Annotated in this window: 20 protein-coding genes, 1 pseudogene and 1 riboswitch; of the genes and pseudogenes, 12 read left to right on the top strand and 9 right to left on the bottom strand. The window is 41.2% G+C overall.

The window, feature by feature from the left end; genetic code table 11:
- Positions 1 to 252: 252 nt before the first annotated feature.
- From QQK05_RS07390 to ggt, 3 genes are all read right to left on the bottom strand, one after another.
- Positions 253 to 945: a M48 family metallopeptidase gene (locus QQK05_RS07390; protein WP_284297127.1), complete on the bottom strand. Its 693-nt coding sequence runs from the start codon at positions 943 to 945 to the stop codon at positions 253 to 255.
- Positions 946 to 951: 6 nt separating this feature from the next.
- Positions 952 to 1,266 carry a YebG family protein gene (locus QQK05_RS07395; protein WP_284297129.1) on the bottom strand — a complete coding sequence of 105 codons (315 nt, stop codon included), beginning with the start codon at positions 1,264 to 1,266 and terminating at the stop codon, positions 952 to 954.
- Between the two features lie 148 nt (positions 1,267 to 1,414).
- Complete coding sequence (gene ggt / locus QQK05_RS07400) at positions 1,415 to 3,106, bottom strand: gamma-glutamyltransferase (RefSeq protein WP_407704869.1); 1,692 nt, start codon at positions 3,104 to 3,106, stop codon at positions 1,415 to 1,417.
- 405 nt (positions 3,107 to 3,511) lie between these two features.
- Here ggt and QQK05_RS07405 point away from each other — a divergent pair, with 405 nt between their 5' ends.
- On the top strand, positions 3,512 to 5,791 hold the full coding sequence (locus QQK05_RS07405) for a S9 family peptidase (RefSeq protein WP_284297133.1): 2,280 nt from the start codon (positions 3,512 to 3,514) through the stop codon (positions 5,789 to 5,791).
- Between the two features lie 45 nt (positions 5,792 to 5,836).
- On the opposite strand, the gene iadA is transcribed toward QQK05_RS07405, so the two are convergent.
- The 3 genes and pseudogenes from iadA to QQK05_RS07420 form a co-directional block, all read right to left on the bottom strand.
- Positions 5,837 to 7,000 carry a beta-aspartyl-peptidase gene (iadA, locus tag QQK05_RS07410; RefSeq protein WP_284297135.1) on the bottom strand — a complete coding sequence of 388 codons (1,164 nt, stop codon included), beginning with the start codon at positions 6,998 to 7,000 and terminating at the stop codon, positions 5,837 to 5,839.
- Positions 7,001 to 7,027: 27 nt separating this feature from the next.
- Positions 7,028 to 8,434, bottom strand: coding sequence for a putative basic amino acid antiporter YfcC (gene yfcC, locus QQK05_RS07415; protein ID WP_284297205.1), 1,407 nt, complete (start codon positions 8,432 to 8,434; stop codon positions 7,028 to 7,030).
- A 114-nt stretch (positions 8,435 to 8,548) separates the two neighbouring features.
- Positions 8,549 to 11,482, bottom strand: a pseudogene (locus QQK05_RS07420) (TonB-dependent receptor domain-containing protein).
- 368 nt (positions 11,483 to 11,850) lie between these two features.
- Here QQK05_RS07420 and QQK05_RS07425 point away from each other — a divergent pair.
- Complete coding sequence (locus tag QQK05_RS07425) at positions 11,851 to 13,629, top strand: cyanophycinase (RefSeq protein WP_284297137.1); 1,779 nt, start codon at positions 11,851 to 11,853, stop codon at positions 13,627 to 13,629.
- An 82-nt stretch (positions 13,630 to 13,711) separates the two neighbouring features.
- Here the strand turns inward: QQK05_RS07425 and QQK05_RS07430 are convergent, their stop codons facing one another.
- Both QQK05_RS07430 and moeA read right to left on the bottom strand, forming a co-directional pair.
- Positions 13,712 to 15,592 (bottom strand): putative bifunctional diguanylate cyclase/phosphodiesterase, encoded by a 1,881-nt coding sequence (locus QQK05_RS07430; RefSeq protein WP_284297139.1) that lies wholly within the window; start codon positions 15,590 to 15,592, stop codon positions 13,712 to 13,714.
- Between the two features lie 24 nt (positions 15,593 to 15,616).
- Positions 15,617 to 16,858 carry a molybdopterin molybdotransferase MoeA gene (gene moeA, locus QQK05_RS07435; RefSeq protein WP_284297141.1) on the bottom strand — a complete coding sequence of 414 codons (1,242 nt, stop codon included), beginning with the start codon at positions 16,856 to 16,858 and terminating at the stop codon, positions 15,617 to 15,619.
- Between the two features lie 98 nt (positions 16,859 to 16,956).
- Positions 16,957 to 17,101: riboswitch (molybdenum cofactor riboswitch) on the top strand.
- On the opposite strand from moeA, the gene moaA reads away from it, so the two are divergent.
- The 10 genes from moaA (at position 17,088) to QQK05_RS07485 (ending at position 23,755) form a co-directional block, all read left to right on the top strand.
- Positions 17,088 to 18,059, top strand: coding sequence for a GTP 3',8-cyclase MoaA (gene moaA, locus QQK05_RS07440; RefSeq protein WP_284297207.1), 972 nt, complete (start codon positions 17,088 to 17,090; stop codon positions 18,057 to 18,059). Its footprint overlaps the riboswitch before it by 14 nt.
- Positions 18,060 to 18,064: 5 nt before the next feature.
- On the top strand, positions 18,065 to 18,691 hold the full coding sequence (mobA, locus tag QQK05_RS07445; protein ID WP_284297143.1) for a molybdenum cofactor guanylyltransferase: 627 nt from the start codon (positions 18,065 to 18,067) through the stop codon (positions 18,689 to 18,691).
- Between the two features lies 1 nt (position 18,692).
- The gene (gene moaB, locus QQK05_RS07450; RefSeq protein ID WP_284297146.1) at positions 18,693 to 19,229 is read left to right on the top strand and encodes a molybdenum cofactor biosynthesis protein B; all 537 of its coding nucleotides are present in this window, start codon (positions 18,693 to 18,695) and stop codon (positions 19,227 to 19,229) included.
- Position 19,230: 1 nt separating this feature from the next.
- A complete protein-coding gene (gene moaC / locus QQK05_RS07455; protein ID WP_284297148.1) occupies positions 19,231 to 19,716 on the top strand; it encodes a cyclic pyranopterin monophosphate synthase MoaC in 486 nt (161 codons plus the stop codon).
- Positions 19,717 to 19,725: 9 nt separating this feature from the next.
- Positions 19,726 to 19,986, top strand: coding sequence for a molybdopterin converting factor subunit 1 (moaD, locus tag QQK05_RS07460; RefSeq protein WP_284297150.1), 261 nt, complete (start codon positions 19,726 to 19,728; stop codon positions 19,984 to 19,986).
- 2 nt (positions 19,987 to 19,988) lie between these two features.
- Entirely contained in the window at positions 19,989 to 20,432 is a 444-nt protein-coding gene (moaE, locus tag QQK05_RS07465; protein WP_284297152.1) for a molybdopterin synthase catalytic subunit MoaE, read from the top strand.
- Positions 20,389 to 21,225: a molybdate ABC transporter substrate-binding protein gene (gene modA / locus QQK05_RS07470; RefSeq protein WP_284297154.1), complete on the top strand. Its 837-nt coding sequence runs from the start codon at positions 20,389 to 20,391 to the stop codon at positions 21,223 to 21,225. Before moaE ends, modA begins: the two co-directional genes overlap by 44 nt.
- Positions 21,225 to 21,917 carry a molybdate ABC transporter permease subunit gene (gene modB, locus QQK05_RS07475; RefSeq protein ID WP_284297157.1) on the top strand — a complete coding sequence of 231 codons (693 nt, stop codon included), beginning with the start codon at positions 21,225 to 21,227 and terminating at the stop codon, positions 21,915 to 21,917. The genes modA and modB overlap by 1 nt, the downstream gene beginning before the upstream one ends.
- Position 21,918: 1 nt before the next feature.
- Positions 21,919 to 22,986 (top strand): molybdenum ABC transporter ATP-binding protein, encoded by a 1,068-nt coding sequence (gene modC / locus QQK05_RS07480; protein ID WP_284297159.1) that lies wholly within the window; start codon positions 21,919 to 21,921, stop codon positions 22,984 to 22,986.
- Positions 22,987 to 22,996: 10 nt separating this feature from the next.
- Positions 22,997 to 23,755, top strand: a complete 759-nt coding sequence (locus tag QQK05_RS07485) for a HesA/MoeB/ThiF family protein (protein ID WP_284297161.1) — start codon at positions 22,997 to 22,999, stop codon at positions 23,753 to 23,755.
- 7 nt (positions 23,756 to 23,762) lie between these two features.
- Here the strand turns inward: QQK05_RS07485 and QQK05_RS07490 are convergent, their stop codons facing one another.
- The gene (locus QQK05_RS07490; RefSeq protein WP_284297163.1) at positions 23,763 to 24,509 is read right to left on the bottom strand and encodes a peptidylprolyl isomerase; all 747 of its coding nucleotides are present in this window, start codon (positions 24,507 to 24,509) and stop codon (positions 23,763 to 23,765) included.
- Between the last annotated feature and the right edge of the window lie 55 nt (positions 24,510 to 24,564).

A 24,564-nucleotide genomic window follows, 5' to 3' on the forward strand; every position in this document is an offset into this window, starting at 1 on the left:
TAAACAAAAAATTTACAAAGAATAAAGCGCTATTATTTATCAATAACATAGCGCTATATTAGGTAATCTATATCGCCATCATTTGAAAAACAACAAGCGAAATTACAGCAGAAAAAAGGTAGATTGCGATCATTTTTACACTATCTGAACGTGTTTCCATATCAACAACTCCAAAAGATTGATTCACGCTAATAGTAGCGAAATCACATCATTTTTCTGTTGCTTCTTTTTACTTTAGGTAACAACTTGTAATCAAGCGAAAACACTCAAGGATCTCTGGTGTGTTTTAATCCACTGTCGATGTTCATTAAAATCTGGCATGTACTGGCCAACAAGTTGCCAAAAGGCTGATGAATGATTCATGTGCCGCAAATGGCAGAGTTCGTGGACAATAATATAATCAATCGTATGATCACTCATCATCGCGAGCAAAGAGTTGAAGGTGAGCTGTCTTCGAGAGTTGCAACTCCCCCACCTTGATTTGTATTGTCGCACTTTAAAATCGACAGGCGTGAGTTTTGTCTGTTCAACCCAATAAGGGAGCCGGTTAAAAATCTTGGTTTCAATAACCTCTTGAAAATAAGATGCGAGCTGCTCTTTTACAAATTGAGCCCTGTCAGCTTCTTGTATTTCATCACTTACTTCAACAAATAGTCGGCTGTCATGGTATATAACAGGAGATTTTGCTTTAGAGATGTAGGTAATTTCAGTTAACTTGCCATCAAACATAACTGACGTACCATCCTTAAATAGCTCTTGCTTCGTTGCAATTTCGGAGATACTTCGTTGTAACTTTTGACCAATCCATTGCGATTTTTGCAATAAAAACTCATCAATTTGAGCTTGGCTTAAAAAGTGTGGCGCACGCACAAACACTTGCCCTTCTTTCACTGAAATAGCGAGTGTTTTTCGTTTAGCGCTGCGGGCTAATTGATATGAAAACACAGAAGACTATGCTACATCTTTTGTGTTTTCTTCAGGAGCTGATTCTTTCTTTGCAGTTTTCTTCGGTGTAACAGCTTTTGCTGCTGGCTTCGGTTTTTTAGCTTGTAGTGCAATCAACACATCTTCACGATTTGACGCTAAAAATACACTTAGTTCTTCAGCAATGTCTTCAGATAATTCAACTGGCGCTTTCGCTAACATTTCTGTTAAGTTATCGGCCATATCGAGCATTTTATCGTATTCGTCTGCCGCCTTCTTATCCATAAATGTTTTTACCTCCGCGTTTTGGCGAATCACTACATAACGAGCTTCAACTGCCATTAGAATTCCTCTTGTTCAAACCGATAATTGTTAGTTAGATAGTTAACCCACCTAACTAACTGTATGAATTGACAGTAACACAAATAAAAACTGATTAAAAGATGACTACTTAGGATAATTTCTATAATCAACAATAAGCGCCAAGCTATTAGTACCCTTGTGCCTGTCCATCTTTGCGCATTTCACTCGCGCCATGATAAACCCCTGTTTTCAAATCTTTCATAATTGCTTGATATCCGCCAAATGGACCACTCGTAATATGAATCTTGTGGCCTTTTTTCTGGAGCGCCCTAACCACTGAGGCACTGATACCACTTTCCAACTCGAGTACGCCACCATCTTTCATGCGACCCTCCCATGTTGGCGAAGTAGAGCCTTTGTGATGAAATCTAGCTGCATCACCCGCCTGCTGAACATTCATTCCAAAATCAATAATATTACTCACCATTTGAGCATGACCTTGTGGTTGCATCGCACCTCCCATTAAGCCAAAGCTTAAGAAAGGCTTATCATCTTTCGTGATAAATGCTGGAATAATGGTATGAAATGGTCGCTTACCCGGTTCATATACATTTGGATGGCCTGGCGTTAATGAATATTGTGCGCCACGGTTTTGGAAAATAAACCCCAACCCGTCGGCAACTAATCCAGTACCCATTCCACGATAATTACTTTGGATTAGACTGACCATCATGCCGTCTTTATCAGCGACCGTCAGATAAATCGTGTCACCTTCGATCAATTTAGGGTGACCGTGATCAACTTCTAAAGCGGCTTTGTTCGCATCGATGAGCTCTGCTCGTTTTGCGCCATATTCGTCTGATAACAAATAATCCAAGTCAATATTGACGTAGTCTGGGTCCGCGTAAAATCTAGCTCTGTCTTCAAAAGCAAGTTTTTTAGCTTCCGTCATTAAATGCAAATAATCAGAGCCATTATGCTCCATGTTGCCCAATTCGAAATTTTTCAATACTGACAACATTTGTAGCGCTGCGATCCCCTGACCATTTGGTGGTAATTCCCAAACGTCATAACCTCTGTAGTTAATTGCAACGGGATCTACCCACGTGCTGGTATGCTCAGCAAAATCGTTAAACCTTAACGGCCCGCCAATACGCTTAAAATAGGTATCTATTGTCTTGGCAATATCGCCTTTGTAAAACGCATCCCTACCACCCTCGGCAATTTTCGCTAAAGTATTTGCTAAATCCGGATTCTTAAAAACTTGCCCTTCTACAGGGGCTTTCCCATCGATGAGAAAAGTCGATTGATAATTTGCTATCTCTTCAATTTCGCCAGCCTTGTGTAATCGCTCATAACGCTTTTGATAAATATCCATGTAATAGGCGATAACTTCGGTAACCGGGAAGCCTTCCCTTGCATAATTAATTGCTGGTGCTAAGTTCTGCTTCATCGGCAACTTGCCAAACTTTTCATGTAACTCGAACCACGCATCAACAGTGCCTGGCACAGTAACAGGTGGCGTTCCCCAATTTGGAATTTGGCTCACATCACCAATTTTTTCTTGAAGCTGCGCTAGTGTTTGTCCTTGAGCTGAGCGCCCTGAACCGTTCAAGCCATAGAGTTTTTTTGTTTTTGGATCCCAAACAATGGCGAACAAGTCTCCGCCAATACCATTACCAGTTGGTTCCATTAAACCTATTGCGGCATTTGCTGCAACCGCCGCATCCAATGCACTGCCACCTTCTTGTAAAATATCAATAGCCACTTGTGAGGCCAAAGGATGTGAAGTTGCAGCCATACCATTAACTGCAAGCACAGGAGAACGTGTTGCCCATGGCGCTCCAACTACCCTGTCACCACGACCATCTTCACGCATCTCTACATATTTATTTGTTACGTCATCTTTTATTAGGCTTGAATCTCCAGCGTATGCGACGGGTGAAAGTAGTAAACAACAACTGGTGACATAAGTAAGTAGTTTCATAAACAGCTCATCTATTATTAATTATCATTTTTTGAACAGTAAGATTTATCCTAACGCAAAAATTTCGTGTCCAAAACCTAGTAACACTTGATACAACACTAAATACGATGAAGAGTCCTTTTTGGCCGACAAAAAACAAAATTCGTCGCTCAACTTTATTACTCGTGAATTCAACTAAAAAGCATTTAATCGCGTGCGGATCGTGTTAGCATCTTCACCACTTTGCTCAACATGCATAAATGCTAGTGAGCCACAAAATCGATTTAAGATAAACACAATAAGAATAGGTTGTTATCGATGAGAAAGATCATCCCTTTGCTTGCAAGTTGTTGGGTCATTAGTCCACTTGCAGCCGCTGAACAGGTCAGTACCGAAACATATAAAAAAGCAGAACAACAATTATCATCAACGACAAGCGAGTTGGTATTTGGAACTGTTGATTACCCTACTTGGATAGGCGACACCTTATATTACCGCAGTCACACAAAAGATGGCCGCCGTTTCTTCAAGGTAGACGCTCAATCACAGAAAAAGTCTTTAGCGTTCGATCATCAGCAGCTGGCAAGTGCATTAGCACAAGCAAGTCAAACAGAAGTGGATATGAATAAACTTCCGTTAAGTGCGCTGAAATTTAATCAGGATGAATTGCTTAAAGTCTCGTTGAAAAAGAAATTTTACCTCTGTGATTTGAAGTTGTATCGCTGCGACCTAAAAGAGCCGAGAGTGAGCAAAACCGAGTTTCTATCACCAGATGGCCTAAAGACAGTCTTCATAAAAGAGCATAACCTTTGGCTACGGGAACTAGCTAACGGACAAGAGACGCAACTAACCTACGATGGGCAAGAAAATTTTGGCTATGCAACCAATAATGCTGGCTGGATTCGTAGCAAAAAGCCTGTTGTAAAGTGGTCTCCAGATTCTTCAAAATTAACAACCTTTCAACATGACAGTCGAAAGGTGGGTGATATGGCCGTAGTATCAACCAATGTGGGTACACCGAAAATCGACGTTTGGAAATATCCAGTACCCGGTGACGAACATGTGTTCAAAATTCGTCGCGTGATTATTGATATCGATAACAAAAAAGTCATACCACTAAAGATGCCAATAGACGAGCATCGTTCTACGATAACAGACCATGTTGCTGGTCGAGATGGCTCATTGCTGGATATCGATTGGTCAGAAGATAGTAATCACTTTGCTTTTGTATCGTCGAGTCGAGATCACAAAGAGGCAACCGTAAAAATTGCAAATGCGAAAACAGGCGATGTCAAAACGGTATTCACAGAGACTGAAGAAACATTCTTTGAGTCAGGCGTTGGTGGGATTAGCTGGCGTTATTTAGATAAAACCGATGAGATTCTTTGGTTTTCACAACGCTCAAACTGGGGTCATTTCTACGTAGTTGATGCCTCCACAGGTAAGATCAAAAAACAATTAACAAAAGGCGACTGGACCGTTATTAAACTTGTCCATTTAGATCAAAATGCAGGGAAAATTTGGTTTACTGGCGCCGGTCGTGAAGGTACAGACCCATATTTTCACTCACTTTACCGCATTAACTTAGACAGCTCAGATTTAACGCTTTTAACACCGGAAAAGCAACACCATAGAATTTCATTAAGTCAAAACGGAAATTACTTTTTAGATCGCTCGTCTACATACAATGAAGCAGAGACTAGCTTTATTCGTTCAACAAAGACAGGTAAAGGCTTTGCTATCGAATCGATGGACATCAGCGAACTTAGCGCTAACGGTTGGCATGCTCCTGAGCCATTTGTCGTCAAAGACAGAGATGGCAACTACGACCTTCATGGCTTGTTGTATAAGCCAAGCGACTTTGATCCTAATAAGTCTTACCCTGTAATTAATTATTTGTATCCGGGGCCACAAGTCGGTTCTATCAGAGGCCGTCACTTCAGAGCATCACGAGGCGACAATCAAGCAATAGCAGAACTCGGTTTTATCGTCATAGAATTAGATGCACTAGGTACACCTGGCCGCTCAAAAGCATTTCATGAATTTTACTATGGCAAGATGGGCGACAGCGGTATCCCTGATCAAGTTGCAGCGATAAAGCAGTTAGGTAAAAAACACCGTTGGATTGATACCTCAAAAGTTGGTATCTGGGGACATTCAGGTGGCGGATTTGCGTCTACTCGTGCGCTATTAACTTATCCAGGTTTCTATCAGGTTGCAGTGTCTCAAGCGGGTAATCACGACAACAGAAACTACGCCGATGAATGGGGTGAAAAGTGGCATGGCATGCTAGAGAAAAATGAAGATGGCACAACAAATTATGATAGCCAAGCAAACCAATTAATTGTTGAAAACCTAAAAGGTAAGTTGTTGCTTGCTCACGGAACAACAGATACAAACGTTCCCCCGTACAACACGTTATTGGTCGTCGAAGCGTTAATCGAAGCAAATAAAGATTTTGATATGCTTATGCTACCTAACAGAGGACATGGTTTTGCTCGTGAACCTTACATGATGCGCAAACGATGGGATTACTTTGTACAGCACTTAATGGGCGCAACGCCGCCTAAAGAATTTACTTTTACCAAGAAGAAGTAGCTAAAAAATCCCTGTCAGAGATGACAGGGATTTTTCACCGCATGGTTAAAAATAAGCCTGCGTTTTTTTCACTTGCTCTTTCAGCAAGAACTTACCACTTGCAATAACACTTTGAACGTCATACGTCTCGCCATCAAGTATGGTGATATCAGCGTCGCCGTCTACTTGTAACCTTCCCTTTGAGCGCAATGACAGAATATCAGCTGGCGAGCTTGTAATGCTCCGCAATGCTGCGTCGATATCGACATTATATTTCACAACAGCATCAACAAAAGACTGATGAAGTGATTTTACCTTGCCCACTTGTAAATCAGTCAACCTACCCTGTTCATCGAAGACAGGAAGGCTCGCGTTGCCATCGGAGCTCATGGTCAATTGCGAAATGTCGACGCCAGCCTCAAGTGCTTTTGCTAAAGCCTGCGCAGCTTCAATTTCGCCTTGTTCAAGAATTTGCTCCGTGGTGCTCGTCGTAAAATCGATAAAGCCACCTTGCTTGGCATAATGAATACCATCTGCTAACAACTCTTTTGTACGATTGATATGGGTTGGGTAGAATTGTGTGATTGGCACCGCCGTGTTGCTCACAACCTGGCGTAATAAATCTAAGCCTTGTCTATCATCCCCAACATGGATACTAACAACCCCCGCTTTATCCGCTAACATACCTCCCGTTCTTGCTTGAGAAGCGACGTTAGCCAGTGCCAAGTAGTCCATCGGCGTAGCACGATGATCTGATATTGCCACTTCTCCGACACCAATGAACTCATCAATTAACATGATATCTTTGGTTATCGATTCCGTAATTGTTACAGCCGGCAGGTGATAGGAGCCCGTGTAGCAATAAACCGATAACCCCAAGGACTTTAGCTCTTTAGCTTTGGCAAGTAAGTTCTCTAAGCTGCGCGTCACAGCATCTGTACCCAAAACACCAATCAAGGTTGTGACACCTCCTTGAACTGCATCATCGATATGCATTTCAGGTGTACGTGTCGTAAACCCTCCTTCACCACCGCCTCCGGTAATGTGTACAAGAGAGTCAACAAACCCCGGTACGACGAGATTGCCACTAACATCTATTTCTTCGACAAACGGGTATCCATCAATGGATATTTCATCTTCTATGGCGATGATTTTACCACCGCCAATTAAAACATCTTTGCACCCAAGATCATTAGGTGCGTATACTCGACCCTGTTTTAATAATTTCATTAATTTCTCATTTAATTTGTAAGCTAACTAACTGAAATTCATCAGTACAGCTATCACGACAAAGCTTGCTGCAAGTGCAATCAGCACCAACATGAATTTAGCGATAAACTTAGCCCAAACAACCCAATCGACTTTCGCAACACCAAGACAACCAATGAGTGACGCCGATGTTGGAATAATAATATTTGTTAACCCATCGCCAAGCTGAAAAGCGAGTACCGCGACCTGTCTGGTAACCCCCACCAGATCAGCCAACGGCGCCATTAATGGCATCGTTAACGCAGCTTGCCCTGACCCAGAAGCAATAAAAAAGTTAAACACCGATTGAAAAGCCAACATAAGTAGCGCAGATATATAGCTTGGAAAATCGCCAATCAACAATCCTGCATAATGTAGTAGTGTATTTAATACCGAAGGTTGAGAAGGGTCATCACCTCCTAACAAAATGACAATACCTTTAGCCATACCTACGATCATTGCAGCAGGAAGTAATTCTTGAGCACCATGCTTAAACGCATCTGCCGCATCATTTAACAAGATACGTTTGCCTAAAACTGCGACTGCAGCAATGACACACCCCATGGCAAAGAATTGGCTTGCTATTTCTGGCAAGTAATACCCTTTTTCAACAACTCCCCAAATAACCCATACAATGGCTAATCCAAAAATGGAAAGAATGATCGAATCAACTTTAGTGAACTGACCTTGAGAAAGTGAATTTAGCGTATCGATGGAAGATTCGCTCGATGTTGCCTTAATAGCATTGGCATGCCTCATCGTAAAAACTACGCCAACCGCTGTAAATACGAGCCACATTGTCATGCGAAATGGCGCTCCCGATAGTAAAGGAACATCAGCAATGCCTTGAGCAATAGCAACACTAAAAGGGTTCATCCAAGAAGCAGCAAAGCCAATTTGTGTCGCCACATAGGTGACCAATACCGTCGTTAGCGCGTCATAACCTAGCGCTCTCATTAATGGCAGTAGTACGATACAGAAGGCTATTGCTTCTTCACCCATACCAAAAATTGCACCTCCTAACGAAAACATAACAAAGAGAATCGGGATAAACAGAAACTCTAGTTTTTTTGTTCGATTAATGAGAGCAAGAATGCCATTGTTGACTGCACCAGTTTTCATCACGATACCGAATGCACCTCCGGTAATAATGATAAACATCATGACGCCAATTGCTGAGCCCCACTTGGTGCCCGAGACCATGCCTTCAAAGGCAAAGTTGAAAAAGCCAACGCCTCCACTATCGGCAAAAATAGGAACACCTTGTGTTTCTACCAATGAAAAACTTTCAGCAATGATCATTGCTTTTTCGCCATTATCCGGCTCAGTCATTTTGAATTGACCAGCAGGAATAACATGCGTTAGAAGCGCCGCAACAAGGACTACAAAGAATAGAATTATCAATGCGTCAGGCATTTTCGAAGAAGGCGTTAACACCTTTTCTTGGTTTAAATCTTTCACGAGTCGACTCTGGTTATTGAAGGAAAGGAATATGGCTACTTTAGTGAAACTGAAGTAGCCATACAATGCCTACTTAAAGAAGTAGCTAAATGACAATTGGTAATTTACCCCAAGCGCATTATGGTTGATCGAATCGAACCCTCGACCTGAACCATATGCTACCGGCGGCTCTTCATCAAAAACATTGTGAACTGTGAAATTTAGATTCATGTTGTCAAAGTCGTATCCCATGTTAAAACGAACCGTAGTCCACGAATCGACATCTCTTTCACCATTGGCATCTAACTCACCTAAACTTTCTAGTTCGTCGATATTTCGTCCGCGTAAACGCTTGATATCATCTTGGTATGAACTTGTATAATCAGCTGTTAAGCTCGTATAGAACTGTTCACCGACCCACGATACACGAAAACTTGCAATATTTTCAGGATAACGCCAAGTGCCAATCAACTCCTCAATTTCAGTTGAGCCCGCAATATTTCGTTCAAAACTCGCATAATGCGTACCATCAATAGAAAAAGTCAGGCGGCCCTGTTCAAACTGAAGGCTATGATCAAATGCGATATCGTAACCACTAACTTCTTGTGTTCCCGTATTCTCAAGCTGGATGACGTGATCTCGATATAAATCAAGTTGAGGGTCACGGAATATACCATTACCGTCATCCCAACCATTTTCAAGGATTTCGTATAGGTTTGCGCCATCTTCATCGATATACAAACCACTGTTATCTGTCACGCTACAAGTATCTTCGCCATAGGATATCCCCATTTCGCCTGCTGGCACCAATCCACAGTGACGCAAAGATGCATCAGTGATTGCGTTGGCCAAGACTGCTGTCATGTCGGTATCAATTAACTCTTCATGCTTGAATGACCAGTAGTCGATTGAGAAGTGAGTGTCTTGAGATGGGCTCCATGCAAAGCCTAAACTGACCGATTCAGATTCTTCAGGCTTTAAATTACTGTTGCCAAGTTCAAGCACATTAGGGCTTGAAGTAAAACCGTCACCATCACAATATAATGCAGCAACATTCTGATTCGCTGAACAATCATAGGTGGCGGTCGTCGTTCTTAATTTAACGCCTGCTTGCGTTAACGATGGCGCACGAAACGATGTTGACCATGAACCGCGGAAAACAACCGATTCATGCGGGCGATACGTTACGCCTACTTTAGGGTTAAAGGTGTCACCAAAATCATTGTAGTCATCGTAACGTCCCGCTAACTGCAGCTCTAATTGATCGGTCAACGGCCAGTAAAACTCTGCAAACGCTCCCCATTGATTTCGATCCGCTTGAGATAGACTTGAACCGAAACCGAAAACATCAACTAGATAATCATTTTCGAATCTAGCACGCGCATTTAAAGATGGAATATCATTGATTTCTTCTCGTCTAAATTCAACACCAAATGCCGCGCTGATCATATAGTCATTTATTTCAGCGATATCACCAGAAATTTTGGCGTCAATACCATATACCGTGCTTTCACCACTGCGTGTAGGCATTTCCTGCGCTGCTGCTAAAAGTGCATCATTAGCTGAATTACCCTCTAAAAATGGGTTGTAAGTTGCGAGTAGATTACCAGACGCGCAAGACAGTGAATCCGCATTGCTATCATAATTAGCAATTGAACCATCACTACATAATTCACCTGTACTAACTGCATGATATTTATATCGATTATAAATCCCTGCACTGGCAATCTGCTCAGATTCTGATTTTGATAACGTAATGCCGGTTTCCCAAAACCATTCCCCCCACTCACCAGATAAACTTGAAACTAAACGCATCGCATCAGTTTCTATGTCGACAGTACGTGGCGTGCCAAATCTTGCATCGTATCGAAAGCCATAAAGTGTTTGACCAGCTTGAGTATCAAACGGATCAATCCACATATCGTAAACGAGTGCATCGGCTACGTCTTGGGAAAAGGCACCATACAATGCTTCTTCACCAATCCAAGGCCCTTCTGAGTCATCTATTTGATCAATTGGCGCAGGCGAAGATACGGCTGTCGACTTAGTTCTGCTGTAAAAGAAGTCCGTGTTCCAGCTCATGTTGTCGAAATCATGACTATAGATAAAACCAGCTGACGTTGTCTCAAGCGCAGATCTTAATTCATCATCTTAGTTTGCATAATACGCGCAGATTTCCTCGCCATATTCCGTCGTGACAAACGCAGTTTTACAATTTGGATTGCCAATTTCATTGCCATCAAATGCTGAATAATAGTAAATATTAGGCGTGTGTTTTGGTAAGTATGAATAATTACTTTCAAGCACAGGCGTGCGGGTGTACTCCCGATCTTGAGCATGAAATGCGTTGCGGTCAAAATGGTCTGCAAATACCGTTAAGTTACCGCCTGCAATTTCACCACCCCAGAGAAAATTGATGTTGTATTTGCCTTCATCTGAACCCGTAAAACTGTTGCCATACGAGCCATTAATTTCTGCACCTTGGTAATCTGTTTTCAGAATGTAATTGATTACGCCGGCAACTGCGTCGGCCCCGTAAATTGCTGACGCTCCCGTAGCAAGTACTTCTACGCGCTCGATTGCTGATAGTGGAATTGAATTAATATCAACAAAGTTTTGTGTGCCTGCCGCAAATGAACTTGCTGCAACACGACGTCCGTTAATCAGCGTTAATGTTGATGATGGCCCTAAACCACGTAAAGACGCAGCCGCTTGACCCGCTGGTGTTGCGTTTGAAGTTGCACCACTCTCTGACGTGGTGAATGATCCGATACCGCCGCGTGTTTGACTGATTTGTGCCATCAACTCAGAAATTGAGCTTGCACCAGAGTTGCGAATATCATCTGCATTGATGACAACGAGTGGCTGTGTACCTTCTAAATCAACACCTCGAATTTGACTACCCGTAACAGTGATTTTTTCGATCGCTGTTTCTTCTTTTGACGCGTTATTTCCCTCTTGAGCGTTAGCATTACAAATCGCTAACACAGACAGTGCGACTGCCGATAACGTAAATTTATTCATCTTCTGACCGTTTATAATTTTAATTTTTTAATGACACACAGCGCGCACCAATAGCGCAACAGACTGTGAAGAAATAATTTTTAAGAGGGGGATGAAGTCGCAGACGTCATGCCCCGGAAAGCAAAATGCTTTCCGGGTTTATTCGTCAAACCACTCCGAAAGATAAAAATTCGAGTAGTAATATGTTGTCAGCGTGAATGCTTTCTTGTACATATTAAAAAGGTCTTCGGTTTTCCAAGAGCTTGACCCTAATCAAGCTCATTCAAAATTCACTTAATTAATAAATACCGTTGTCAAAAAACATTGTCAACACAATTGTTAAAAAAACGATTTGTTTCGTCAAAAAACATCGAGATAGGAATTTTGAAATGCGACTAACTTCTCTAATATTGCTGCTATTTTCAGTAAATGCGACAGCAAATAACAAAAACACAATTAATAACCCAAGCGAACTTTTTTTAGTTGGCGGCGGGTTAAAATCCTGTTCAACCATGTCAAAATCGCAGTGTAATTCAGGGCACAATCTATCTAATTCAACGAATGAGATAGCAAAAACTCAGGCACTTTATCGTTTAGATCATACCGCAAGAGACCGAGTTGATAGGTTAATTCCTACCCATTATTCGGCAAAACATGGGACTCAAATAAAAAAATTACTCACAAAAGCGTTAAAAGAATCAAATAAAAAACGAATGTCAAAACGGGCATTAATCGATTATTTGCGACAATTTGACAATACAAACCTAATAAACAAATTGTCAGATCCTGAATATTATTTATTGCTGGATGCACTTGAAATACATCAGCAATCTCCCATCAACAACGAAAGATTGAAGGAAACAGTCTGGCTAGACAGGTCAAAGAATTCGTTTACCACTCAGGTATACCGTGAGTTTGTCGAACGTGCAAAATTCCTCTCAGGAAGAGAAAAACCAACTATTCTCGTCGTTACGGCGTCGGCAAGAGATAGTTTTGAAGCTGTCGATTTTTATGTGCAAGCGTTTGAACAGGCAGGTGCTATCGTTCAATGGTTACCAATAGATGCTACGCTCCAGTCAATATTAAATAACCAATCACGCAGTAACCCACGATTGTGCGACCAACTTGCCGAAACAAGAATTAACGTTCAAAAATCTGCATACAGAGAGTCAATTTATCCAGATTTAACGGCGAAGCAACATGCAGCTTGTCTTGATCCGCAACTCATGTTGAACCAAGTAACACAGGCGGACGGCATTTTTATTAACGGCGGTGATCAATCACTCACTAAGCAGGCCTTTATCAAGCCAAACGGTGAAGACACAGCGTTAATGGCAACCATCAGAGCTAAATTTAATGATGGAAATTTTATCATTGGTGGCACGAGTGCGGGAACCGCAGTCATGTCCGGTGGTATTTTTAACAAACATCCTGTTCCTATGATAACGAGTGGTCAAAGTGATCGCGCGATATTCCATGGTGCACATGCTAACGTTGTACCAACCGAAGGCTGCCAAAAAGCAAATAACTGCGACGCCGTTCCTAACGATCAACTGACTTATTCCTCATTAGGTGGACTCGGTTTATTTTCGGTAGGAATACTGGATACGCACTTTTCTGAGCGCGGGCGTCAAGGGCGCTTAGCTGTGCTGGCTCGTCATACTATGAGTCGCCTTGCATTTGGGGTAGACGAAAGAACCGCATTAGTTGTTAGGCAACTCAACAATCATCATTTTGAGCTATCTGTCATTGGCCAGTCTGGCGTTTTTATCGTTGAAGATAAGTTGTCAGCTAACGTTGAAAAGCCAAGTCGGCTTGACGTTATCACTCACTATATTCATCAAGGTGACAAAGTTAACGTGTCGCCAACAGGTACATTGTCTTTTGAGTTCTCGAAGGACAAGCAACGTTCTAAGCACGTTTCAGGTAAGCTCCCAGTCGTGGCCAATATATTTGACAAAGAAAAATATATAACAGCGACAAAATTACTATGCCTATCTGAGGAAAAAAGCATCACAGGTACCGTCACTTATGACGGCCAGTATGCCGATATCAAGATCATGAAAAATAACGAATCAAATTCAATGCAGGGGTTGTATCTCATTGGAAAAAATAAAAAGCATGATTGTTCGTATCAAAACTACCAACTGGAAATTTCAGTAAAGTAGATAGGATGGACAAAAGCACCTGAAGAAGTTATCAGGTGCTTTGAATAAAAAAATGAGAATGCGATTAAGATTGCAAACGCTATTAATGGTAAGAACGTTCTAAATAAACACTAAAGTCGTCTAATGGCAGCGGTTCACACAGCTCAAACCCTTGTCCATATTGACACTTTTTATCAACGAGTGTGGTTAATAGGCTGTCTGATTGAACACCTTTTGCAATAACATCTATACCAATATGTTTTGCATAAGAAAGAAGACCATCAAGTATTTTTTGTTCGTGGCGATTATCTTCCATTGCATTGATCAGTTTACGATCAAGTTTAATTGATTTGACTCCCATATGATAAAGATCAACCAAATTCGAGTGCCCGTAACCATAATCATCAATGCAGATATTCACACCAAATTTCTGCATTGACTTCACTTGCTGTTCTACTTGGTTGTGTTTGCTTAACAATGCAGATTCTTTAATTTCCAAGGTCAACGCTTCTGGCGGCAACCCCGTAATGTTCAATGTGTCTAATACCATCGACTCTAATGAATTATCACGCAGTTGATATGCCGATACATTCACTGAAACGGTTAAATTAGCATATCCTCGATTTCGCCAATTCATACATTGAATGCACGTCTCTTTTAAAACACGCTTGCCTATTTCTTGGATCATGCCATTGTCTTCGGCTAGTGGAATAAACACATCGGGATCGATCCATAAATTGACGCCATTATTCCATCGAACTAATGCTTCAACGCCTACGATTTCATTCTTATCTAGATTAAGGACTGGCTGGTAATACAAGTCTAGAGACTTTTTAACAATCGTATTTCGCAACTGCTCAACCAACTGTCCTTTGATTGCCAACTCTTGGTTTAATTCTTCATCAAAAAAACTGCAAGCATTTCGCCCGAGCGCTTTTGACTTGTACATGGCTAAATCTGCTTTTTTACTCAACTCGTCAAACTCAACACCGTCATTAGGTGAGAGTGCAACGCCAATCGATGCAGAAATCTCTATTTTATGAGACAAAATGAAAAATGGGCTTTTGAGTGTTTCAAGAATTTTATTCGCGATGTCACCTATTGAGCTTTGTTCATTATTCGCTTCAATAATCACGACAAACTCGTCACCACCAATACGACAAACAGAATCGCGTTTGCGCACTACCGTACTGATTCTGCTCGCCACTTCCTTCAATAATAAATCACCAATATCATGACCCAAATTATCATTGACCGGCTTAAAATGATCTAAGTCGATAAACAATAAGCCAACCAACTCGCCACTTCTCGTAACATGAGCCAAAGATTGTTGAAAGCGGTCTTCTGCCAAATACCTATTAGGCAGACCAGTTAAGGCATCATGATGTGCTAAATGCTGTATTTCTTTCTGACTTTCAGTTGCTTGTTTGTGCTCAAACGTTAATTCATTAGTTTTACGTTTAAGCTCATTGACGAGCTGTTTTACGGTAAAACCTATGACTAATAAAATCACAACAATATCAGCAACAACACTCCAGTTTACCGGTGCAACATTGCGATTATTGCCTAATTCAATGTCGTAATAACCAAGTCCAATAACAAAACAGATGACATAAATTAAAACACAGTAAAATAATCGTGAGGAACCAACGATAGCGGAAAATACAAGAATACCGGGCAATGCGACAACGGCACTGTCTCGCAAACCATTATTTATATACATAAGGCTGGTTATGACAAAAGCACCGTTGAGTAACAAGATCGCAGAAGAGACGGTAAAGCGTTTGAAATACAAGAAAGCTAAGCTGATGAAATTAATTGCAAAAGCCGACATAAGTATTGGTGTTTCTGCAACATCCACCCCAGCGAAATAATTGCTGGTGATAACCATAGCTATAACAAACTGGGCTAACCAAATAAATTGTTTAAGTCTTTGATAGCGTCCTGCTAATACCGATGATGAAAATTCAGCGTCATCTTTCATGTTACTTCCAAATTATAATTATTCTTAATCACCTAACAGTGCATCGAATGGTTCGATAACCACGCTCTCCCCTGCACTCACGCCACCTTGGTCTTTATCCATAATGATAAAACAATTTGCACGTCCAATACTTGATAAAACACCTGAACCTTGAGTACCAGTCGTTTTAACAACAACCCGCCCACTCTCATCAACATGATAATTCCCACGCTGAAAGTCTGTTCGACCAGGTGCTTTTCGCAATTCGGTTAACGTCACTGCAGGCAAACGCATTCTTTTAATAGGTGTTGCCCCAGCAATCTTGGTAATTCCTTGCATTGCTATTTGATAAAACGTAACAGCTGCCGATACCGGATTACCCGGTAAGCCAAAAAAGGTGCTATTAGGTAACAAACCAAAGGCTAAGGGTTTTCCTGGTTTCATTGATATCTTCCAGAAACCAATTTTGCCAATATCGTCGAGTACCATCTTGGTGTAATCGGCATCGCCTACCGATACACCACCGCTTGATATCACAACATCTGCTGCTTCATCGGCATCGCAAAAAGCTTGTTTTATCAAGTCAAAATCATCAGCAATAATACCATAGTCGATAACATCGGCGTTAATTTTCGCCAACATGTGCTTTAAGAAGTGACCATTGGATTCATAAATATCGCCTGCAGACAAGGGTTGTCCGGCAGCTTTTAATTCATCACCTGTCGCAATTAATGCCACTTTAATCTTGCGATAAACTTTTACTGACGCTATTCCAACTGACGCTAATAACGCAATATCGATTGCATTAAGTCGCTTACCACGGTGAAGTATCGTTTGAGCGTTGTCGATATCTTCTCCAGCAAAGCGCACATTTTGTGCTTTTCTTACGTCCTTCAAAAAAGACACCTTGTCGCCTTCAACCTGGCAATGCTCTTGCATAATAACCGTATCACAACCATCAGGAATCACTGCGCCAGTCATAATGCGCACACACTCACCTAAACCACACGTACCAAAATATGGTTCACCAGCCATCGACTTACCAATTAACTTAGTCGTCGTGCTAGTGGCTAAACTGTCAAAATTAACAGCATAACCGTCCATCGCCGAGTTATCATGAGGAGGCACTTGAACAGGGCTGACTTGATCAGCAAACAAAACGCGGTTCAACGCCTGATCTAAGTTCACTTCTTCGAATTCTGTTATCGCTTCGATATTATCAACAATATTGTTTATCGCTTGCTCTACGCTTAGGAACTGTTGTTCAGAAAAACAATCGCAACTCATGGCTAACCCTATGATAAAAATAATTATCTATCTTACGTAAAACTTGTCCGTGATCAAAGTAGCTATATTGAGTTATATCAACAAATACTCTAGTATTTAGTATATTAATTCGCCGAGCTTTTATCGCTAAATTACATAGATGTAACAGGTGGTTTGAGCCGCAGCCGCTTAATTGGCTGCCAGGGTTTAGTTGGAAACGACTATGCCTCCCGACATTTGGAAAGGTGACATGTTAACAGATGATTTTGGCAGAAGGTTTTATTACCTTAGACTGTCTATTACCGATGTATGCAACTTCCGTTGTGAATACTGCCTACCTGACGGCTATCAGTGTGATTCCGACAGGCAATTTTTATCACTCAGTGAAATTAAAAGAACGGTCAATGCGTTTTCTTTGATGGGTACTGAAAAGATTAGAATCACAGGTGGAGAGCCTTCACTTCGAAAAGATTTACCTGAAATCATTCAGACCGTTGCGCAAACACCAAACATTAATACCGTTGCCTTGACAACCAATGGCTACAAAATTACGACACAATGCCAAGACTGGTTAGACGCCGGTTTGAACGCGTTAAACATCAGTATTGATTCATTAATTCCAGAGCAATTTAATTTAATTACGGGCGCAAATAAGCTTGATGAAATACTCAAAGGAATTGATATGGTGTTGGCTGATGGTCGTGCCAAGCTCAAGGTGAATGCCGTTTTACTCAAGCAATACCACAAAAGACAGCTCGATTATTTCTTTGATTGGGTGAAAGAAACGCCAGTATCAGTAAGGTTTATTGAACTCATGGAAACAGGGGACAATAAAGCTTATTTTGACAAACAACATGTCAGTGGCACTACCATTCAAAATCAACTGTTTGAACGAGGTTGGGTACCAATTATTAAAGAAAAAAGCGCAGGACCTGCAATCGAATATTGCCATCCGGATTATCAAGGAAAAATCGGCTTAATTATGCCTTACAGCAAAGATTTTTGCGCGTCCTGTAATCGATTGCGAATGAGTGCACTGGGTAAGTTGCATTTATGTCTATTTGCGGACCAAGGTTTATCATTGAGAGAGTATCTGCAGCAAGATGATCCTACTGAGCTAGTTAATGCTGTCTCAAGACTAATTCACGATAAAAAAGCAACGCACTTTTTACACGATAGGCTAACGGGTGCAACTTCACATTTATCTATGCTCGGTGGTTAAGTATTGTGAGTACAAATAACGCGTGTTTAGGGGTCGTATTAGCGGGTGGTTTATCGTCACGTATGGGCCAAAATAAAGCTGAATTACCACGGACTACAGAGCAAAATATGTTGGCATACAGTAGTGCCCTACTTCAAGATGCGGGCGCAAGCCAAATTGTACATAGTATCAATTTTCAATCAGCGCCAACGTCTAGCGAGCAATTCGCTGACAACTTCGAAAATCTTGGTCCATTAGGTGGAATCGCGACGACTTTCCTCAAAGCGCCACATGTAAATGGTTATTTATTCCTGCCGGTTGATTTACCTCTGCTTACGCCAGCTTGTTTGGCGAAGATTAGACAGGTTGGTGAATTGTCAAAAACAGCTTGTCATTATGACGATCATTTTTTGCCGCTTTATTTACCAAGAAATGCTATGACTGAATTATTTTTCAGCCAGCTACTTGCAAGACTTCAAAACGGGTTAACCACCGGCAAGAAAGATAAATCGCTTTCGATCAAGCAAATGCTCAAGCAGATACCGAATACAGCAATAGCATTAGAAGCTAAACATAAACAACAACTTTTTAACTGCAACACGCCAGAGCAATGGCGGGAAGCAAATGAACAAATGACAATACGAGTAAGTTAAAATGAGTAAAACACTAGTACCTTTTCAGCCACTTAATGTCGCCGTATTGACGGTGTCTGATACTAGAGACGAATCTACCGACACATCAGGTAAAGCACTTGTCGATAGACTTGTCGACGCAGGTCACCATTTAATCGACAAGACTATTGTTAAAGATGACGTGTATCAGCTACGCGCGATCGTGTCTAAATGGATCGCAGACGAAAATATTGATGTTGTTATTTCTACTGGTGGCACAGGTTTCACCGCTCGCGATAATACACCTGAGGCACTTTCAGTACTTTTTGACAAACAAGTAGAAGGTTTTGGAGAAATCTTTAGGCATGTTTCTTTAGGTGAAATCGGTACTTCAACTATTCAGTCGAGAGCTTTTGCTGGCATGGCAAACCATACTGTGATTTTTTGCGTACCTGGCTCTACAAATGCGTGTAAAACGGCATGGGATAAAATCATCAAAGAACAAATCGATGCTTCACATCGTCCATGTAACTTTGTACCTCACTTAAATTTGGCAGCTAAGTGTGAATCACGAGGTTAATATGTCAGAAACACTAACTCACCTTGATGACAAAGGCCAAGCGAATATGGTCGATGTCACGCAAAAGCAAGTGACCACGCGAGAAGCACACGCTGTTGGCTATATTGAAATGTCAGCGTTAGCGCTCAAGCTAATCAAGCAGGGTGAACACAAAAAAGGTGATGTCTTTGCTATTGCACGAATTGCCGGAATACAAGCAGCGAAGAAATGTAGCGATTTAATTCCTTTGTGCCACCCTTTGATGCTTACTAAAGTGCATGTAGACTTTTCAATTGATGATGCTAACAACAGAGTTTACGTCAACACTATGTGTAAACTAGCCGGTCAAACTGGTGTAGAAATGGAAGCATTAACGGCGTGCTCTGTTGCCTGTTTAACCTTATACGATATGTGTAAGGCGGTAGACAAGCATATGAAAATAGGTGGCATTGAAGTTGTCGCTAAGTCAGGCGGTAAATCTGGCGATTGGCAAAAGGTAGCAGATTAAGGAAAAGTTATGTCAGACAAAGTAACCATTAAGTTCTTTGCTTCGCTAAGAGAAGAATTAGACTGCGAAATTACATCACTTGACATAACAAATGATGTAAAAACGGTAGCTGATGTAAAAAATGCCTTAGTAGCTATATATCCTAATTGGGAAACAGCATTAAGCAATGGGAAGCTTCTGAACGCAGTAAATCACAATATGGTATCATCAGATCATAGTATTTCAGCCGATGATGAAATCGCTTTCTTTCCACCAGTGACAGGTGGTTAGCAATGATAAGAGTTCAAACTCAAGACTTCGACCAAGCACATGAATATCGGCTACTAACCGAAAACACAGATACCGATGGTGCAATCGTCACTTTTGTCGGTAAAGTTAGAAATAATAACTTAGGCGAACACGTTCAAGGATTATGCCTTGAGCACTATCCACAAATGACCGAAAAGGCATTAAGGGATATCGTAAGTCAAGCTAAAACACGATGGGAACTTGGTAGTGTTACCGTTATTCACCGTGTTGGCGAATTAAAAATTGGTGATCAGATAGTTTATGTAGGGGTCACTTCAAAGCACAGAAAGAATGCTTTCGAAGCCTGTGAGTTTATTATCGACTACTTGAAGGTGTCTGCACCTTTTTGGAAAAAAGAACTAACTAATACTGGGGAAAAGTGGCTTGAAGCAAGAGAAAGCGACGAGCAACAAGCCAACACATGGTGACAGCATGGATGCAAAAAAGCCAATTATCAATCTTCTTAAACGCTACGCTGTAGCTCTTTGCCTCGTCTGGCAAGGACTAATGCTTCCTCAAACCAGTGCTTATGCCGAATCATTGCCGCTTCGCATTGCTGTTGCCTCAAGCTTTACCCCATTATTGAAACAATTAGGTGATGACTTTGCGCGCCAGCATAAACTAAAAATTGAATATATTTCTGCGTCTTCAGGCACCTTATTTCAACAAATCAGTTACGGAGCCCCGTTTGACCTGTTTTTAAGCGCAGACAGTATTCGTCCCGAAAAGCTAACACAATTAGGATTAGCCAATAGCGATACGCTAAAAACCTATACGATCGGACAGCTTGCCTTGTTTGGCCCAAATCCAACAGAGCTTAACGAAACGTTTTTACAAAACTATCAAGGGCGATTTGCAATTGCTAACCCCAAAACAGCACCATATGGTCAAGCAGCTTTAGAAGTAATTGAGCGACTTAACATCAAAGGCCAGTTAACATTTATCACGGGGCAAAATGTTGCTCAAACCTATCAGCAAATTATCACAAAAGGCGCACCCGTAGGCCTTGTCTCTTTGGGGCAATTATCGTTCAACCAACAGCAAGGCTGGATAATACCTACGCATTTATACAATCCGATAGAGCAGAAAATGGTCATCCCGAAACAAGCAAGACAGCCTATCAAAGCTGAGCGTTTTCAACGTTTTTTGTTATCAGCGAGTACCCAAGAGCGATTAGGTAAATTAGGTTTTAAAGCGGTGAGTAATGGAGTGCAAAACTGATGTTTGAACACCCTGATGTAATCGCATTGTTACTGACATTAAAGCTATCAGCGATAACAACCATTATTCTGCTAATCATCTGTACCCCAATTGCTTGGTGGTTGGCACATTGGCAATCAAAGGCCAAATTTATTGTTGAAGCGGTAATTACCCTACCATTAGTTTTACCACCTACGGTTATTGGGTTTTATTTATTAATTGCGTTTGCCCCAAACAGCGGATTAGGTCAACTTTGGCAGTCAATTACAGGTAGCCAGTTAGCATTCAGCTTTTCAGCCATTGTCATTGGTTCATTATTTTACTCCTTACCTTTTGTCGTCCAACCACTACAAAGAGCATTTGAGCAACTAGGGACTGAACTGCTGGAAGCTGGTGCGATGTTAAATGCAAGCAAGTGGGACCAATTTTTCTCGATTGTTCTACCGTTAACAAAACCAAGCTTTATTACGGCGTCAACGTTGGGCTTTGCCCATACTATCGGCGAATTTGGTATCGTTCTGATGATTGGCGGCAATATTCCGGGCGAAACAAGGGTATTGTCTTTAGCTTTATTTGATCATGTAGAGGCGTTTGAATATCAGCAAGCACATACCTTAGCGATCAGTTTACTCGTGGGGTGTTTTGCCCTACTGACATTTGTTGGCTTTATTAATCGTAAATCAGCGTCAATCGGCAAAGTATCGAGAATTTAATATGCTAAACATAGATATTCACAGTCCACTTACTGGTTTTGATTTAACGATTAACGAACACTTAAAATCTAACGCTATAACCGGAATTTTTGGTCATTCTGGTGCAGGAAAGACAACGTTGCTTCGTGCTATAGCTGGCCTAAATAAAGAAACAAGTGGCACGATTAAACTCGACGACGTATCGTGGTTAGACTCTCACAATAATTGTTTTGTCAGCCCTGAGCATCGCCAGGTTTCAATGGTGTTTCAAGAGGCAAGGCTGTTTCCACACCTGACCATTGCGCAGAATTTACGCTATGCGCAAGTTCGCTGTAAAGATGCGAATATTCATTACAGTGAATTAATCGAAACAATGGGAATAAAGCCCCTGCTAAACAAAGAAATTACAACCCTTTCAGGTGGCGAAAAACAGCGGGTTGCTCTTGCTAGGGCAATTTTATCTGAGCCTAAGTTATTGTTATTAGATGAACCGTTAAGTGCGCTTGATAGTGGTAGCAGGAAGCAATTTTTAGCCTTGTTACGGCAAATCCACAAAAAATACCACATTCCTATGATCTTTGTTTCGCATCAGATTGCGGAAATTCAGCAACTTACCGATGAAATGATCGTACTTGATCATGGTAACGTTACCCACTTTGGAAAAACAGCCGACGTTATTTATACCTTAAGCGATCTTGGTGATATTAGGGAGCAAACAAGCTTAGATTTAGTCATTAATAAGCATCTTTCAGATTATGGAATTACAGAGCTATTACTCGCCAATAGCCAAAAGCTTTACTTACCGACTCACCACCTCAACCATGAGCAACAACAACGTGTCCGTTGTACCGTTATGTCGACGGATATCAGCATCAGCGTTCAATCCCCTGAATCAACATCTATTATGAACGTTGTACCGGTTGTGATAACGAAAATCATCAAGCTAAAAAACAAAGCAAAAGTTCAAGTGGGTTACAAAAACCAAACGTTTTTTGTCACCATATCTCTATACTCACTGTTTACTTTGGGCTTAAGTTTACAACAACACGTATTTATTCAATTTAAAGCAAGTGCTTTGAAGACTATTTAATGGAATCAATGTGTTAACAACGAACGAACAACTGAAATATCAACGCCAAATCATGCTGAAACAAATAGGAGAGTCTGGGCAACTGGCGCTGCAAAAATCTAAAGTATTGATTGTTGGCTTAGGTGGACTCGGTCACCCCGTAGCTATGTACTTAGCAGCCGCAGGCATTGGCGAGCTATTCTTGGCAGATGGTGATGATGTTGACGTTAGCAACCTACAAAGACAAGTTCTCTTTAGCCAACAGGATATTGGAGAAAATAAAGCGCAACTTGTAGCAGATAAACTTCTTGTTCAAAATCCAGATATTGACATTGAAGTCATTGATGAAATGCTCGATGAGGAAACAGCAGAGTACTATTGTTCACTGGTCGACATCGTTATCGACTGTACAGACAATATCAATACACGGTTGCTTTTAAATAAGGTGTCATATGAACACGGAAAAACACTTATTTCAGGCGCTGCAACAGGCTTTGACGGCCAGTGTTTTGTTTTAAATAGGTTATCAAGCGAAGATAAAACCCCAACCCACGGGTGTTATCAGTGTCTCATTCCTTCAGAACAAGATGTGCCGGCACGTAACTGTGCAACAGTAGGTATTATTGGACCAATTCTTGGTATCGTGGGCTCTATGCAAGCCCTGATGTGCATTAAAACTATTGTAGGTTTGAATGTACCTTCACATCAATTAATGGTTTTTGACGGCATGTTCCAACAATGGCAAAGCTTTAATTTAACGGCAAACCAACATTGTCCAGTTTGCCGTTAAGGCAGTATTATTTTCTAAATAATCGAGCTAAACCTAACAGGCCAAGTAAGGCAAATGACATAGTTCCGCCAGAGCTAGAACTATCGCCGCCTGGCGTAGGTGTCGGTACAGAGGTTTTTGTCGAAGGTACTTTTTGAACGCTATCTTCCGTATTCGTCGCGTCATCAACGATAGTTACAGAGACAATTGATACAAAGTTTTCTTGACCAGGAACCACTGAACAGTCAGACGTATCGTAGTTAACCATAGGCGTCTCGCTACAATCATCTAGGTTGTTGATTGCTTCAACAACCTCCATACCTGATACAACTTGTCCAAACGCTGTAAAACCGTCATTTTGGTTGTCTAGGTTTGCACTATTATTCGCAACATTAAAGAACCATTGGCTTGTCGCACTATCCGGGTCACCAGAGAGTTTAGCCATAGCAATTGTCCCAGCTTGATTCGACCACACAGGTTCATTATCAACTGTGCCTTTAGTCTCAATTGCTTGTAATGCTTCGCCGTTAAATGTAAAACCACCGCCCTGTACAACGAAACCGTCGACACTGCGGTGAATAACCGTATTAATATACGAGTCGTCTTCAACGTAAGCTAAGAAATTAGCAACAGTCTTTGGCGTTGATTCGTCAAAAAGGTTTACTTGGATAGTGCCAAGGGAAGTTTCAATATCGACAATAGTAGCGTTACTTGCAGGAATAAATGACAAACTTGCTGCAATCCCTACTGCTGTTAAAAGAGATTTTGTTTTCATAATTTTTCTAATTGTTTAAAGGTAAATGATATCTGGCTGAAGCAACTTCTTAATT

This window comes from Thalassotalea loyana (assembly GCF_030161435.1).
GTDB lineage: Bacteria > Pseudomonadota > Gammaproteobacteria > Enterobacterales > Alteromonadaceae > Thalassotalea_G > Thalassotalea_G loyana.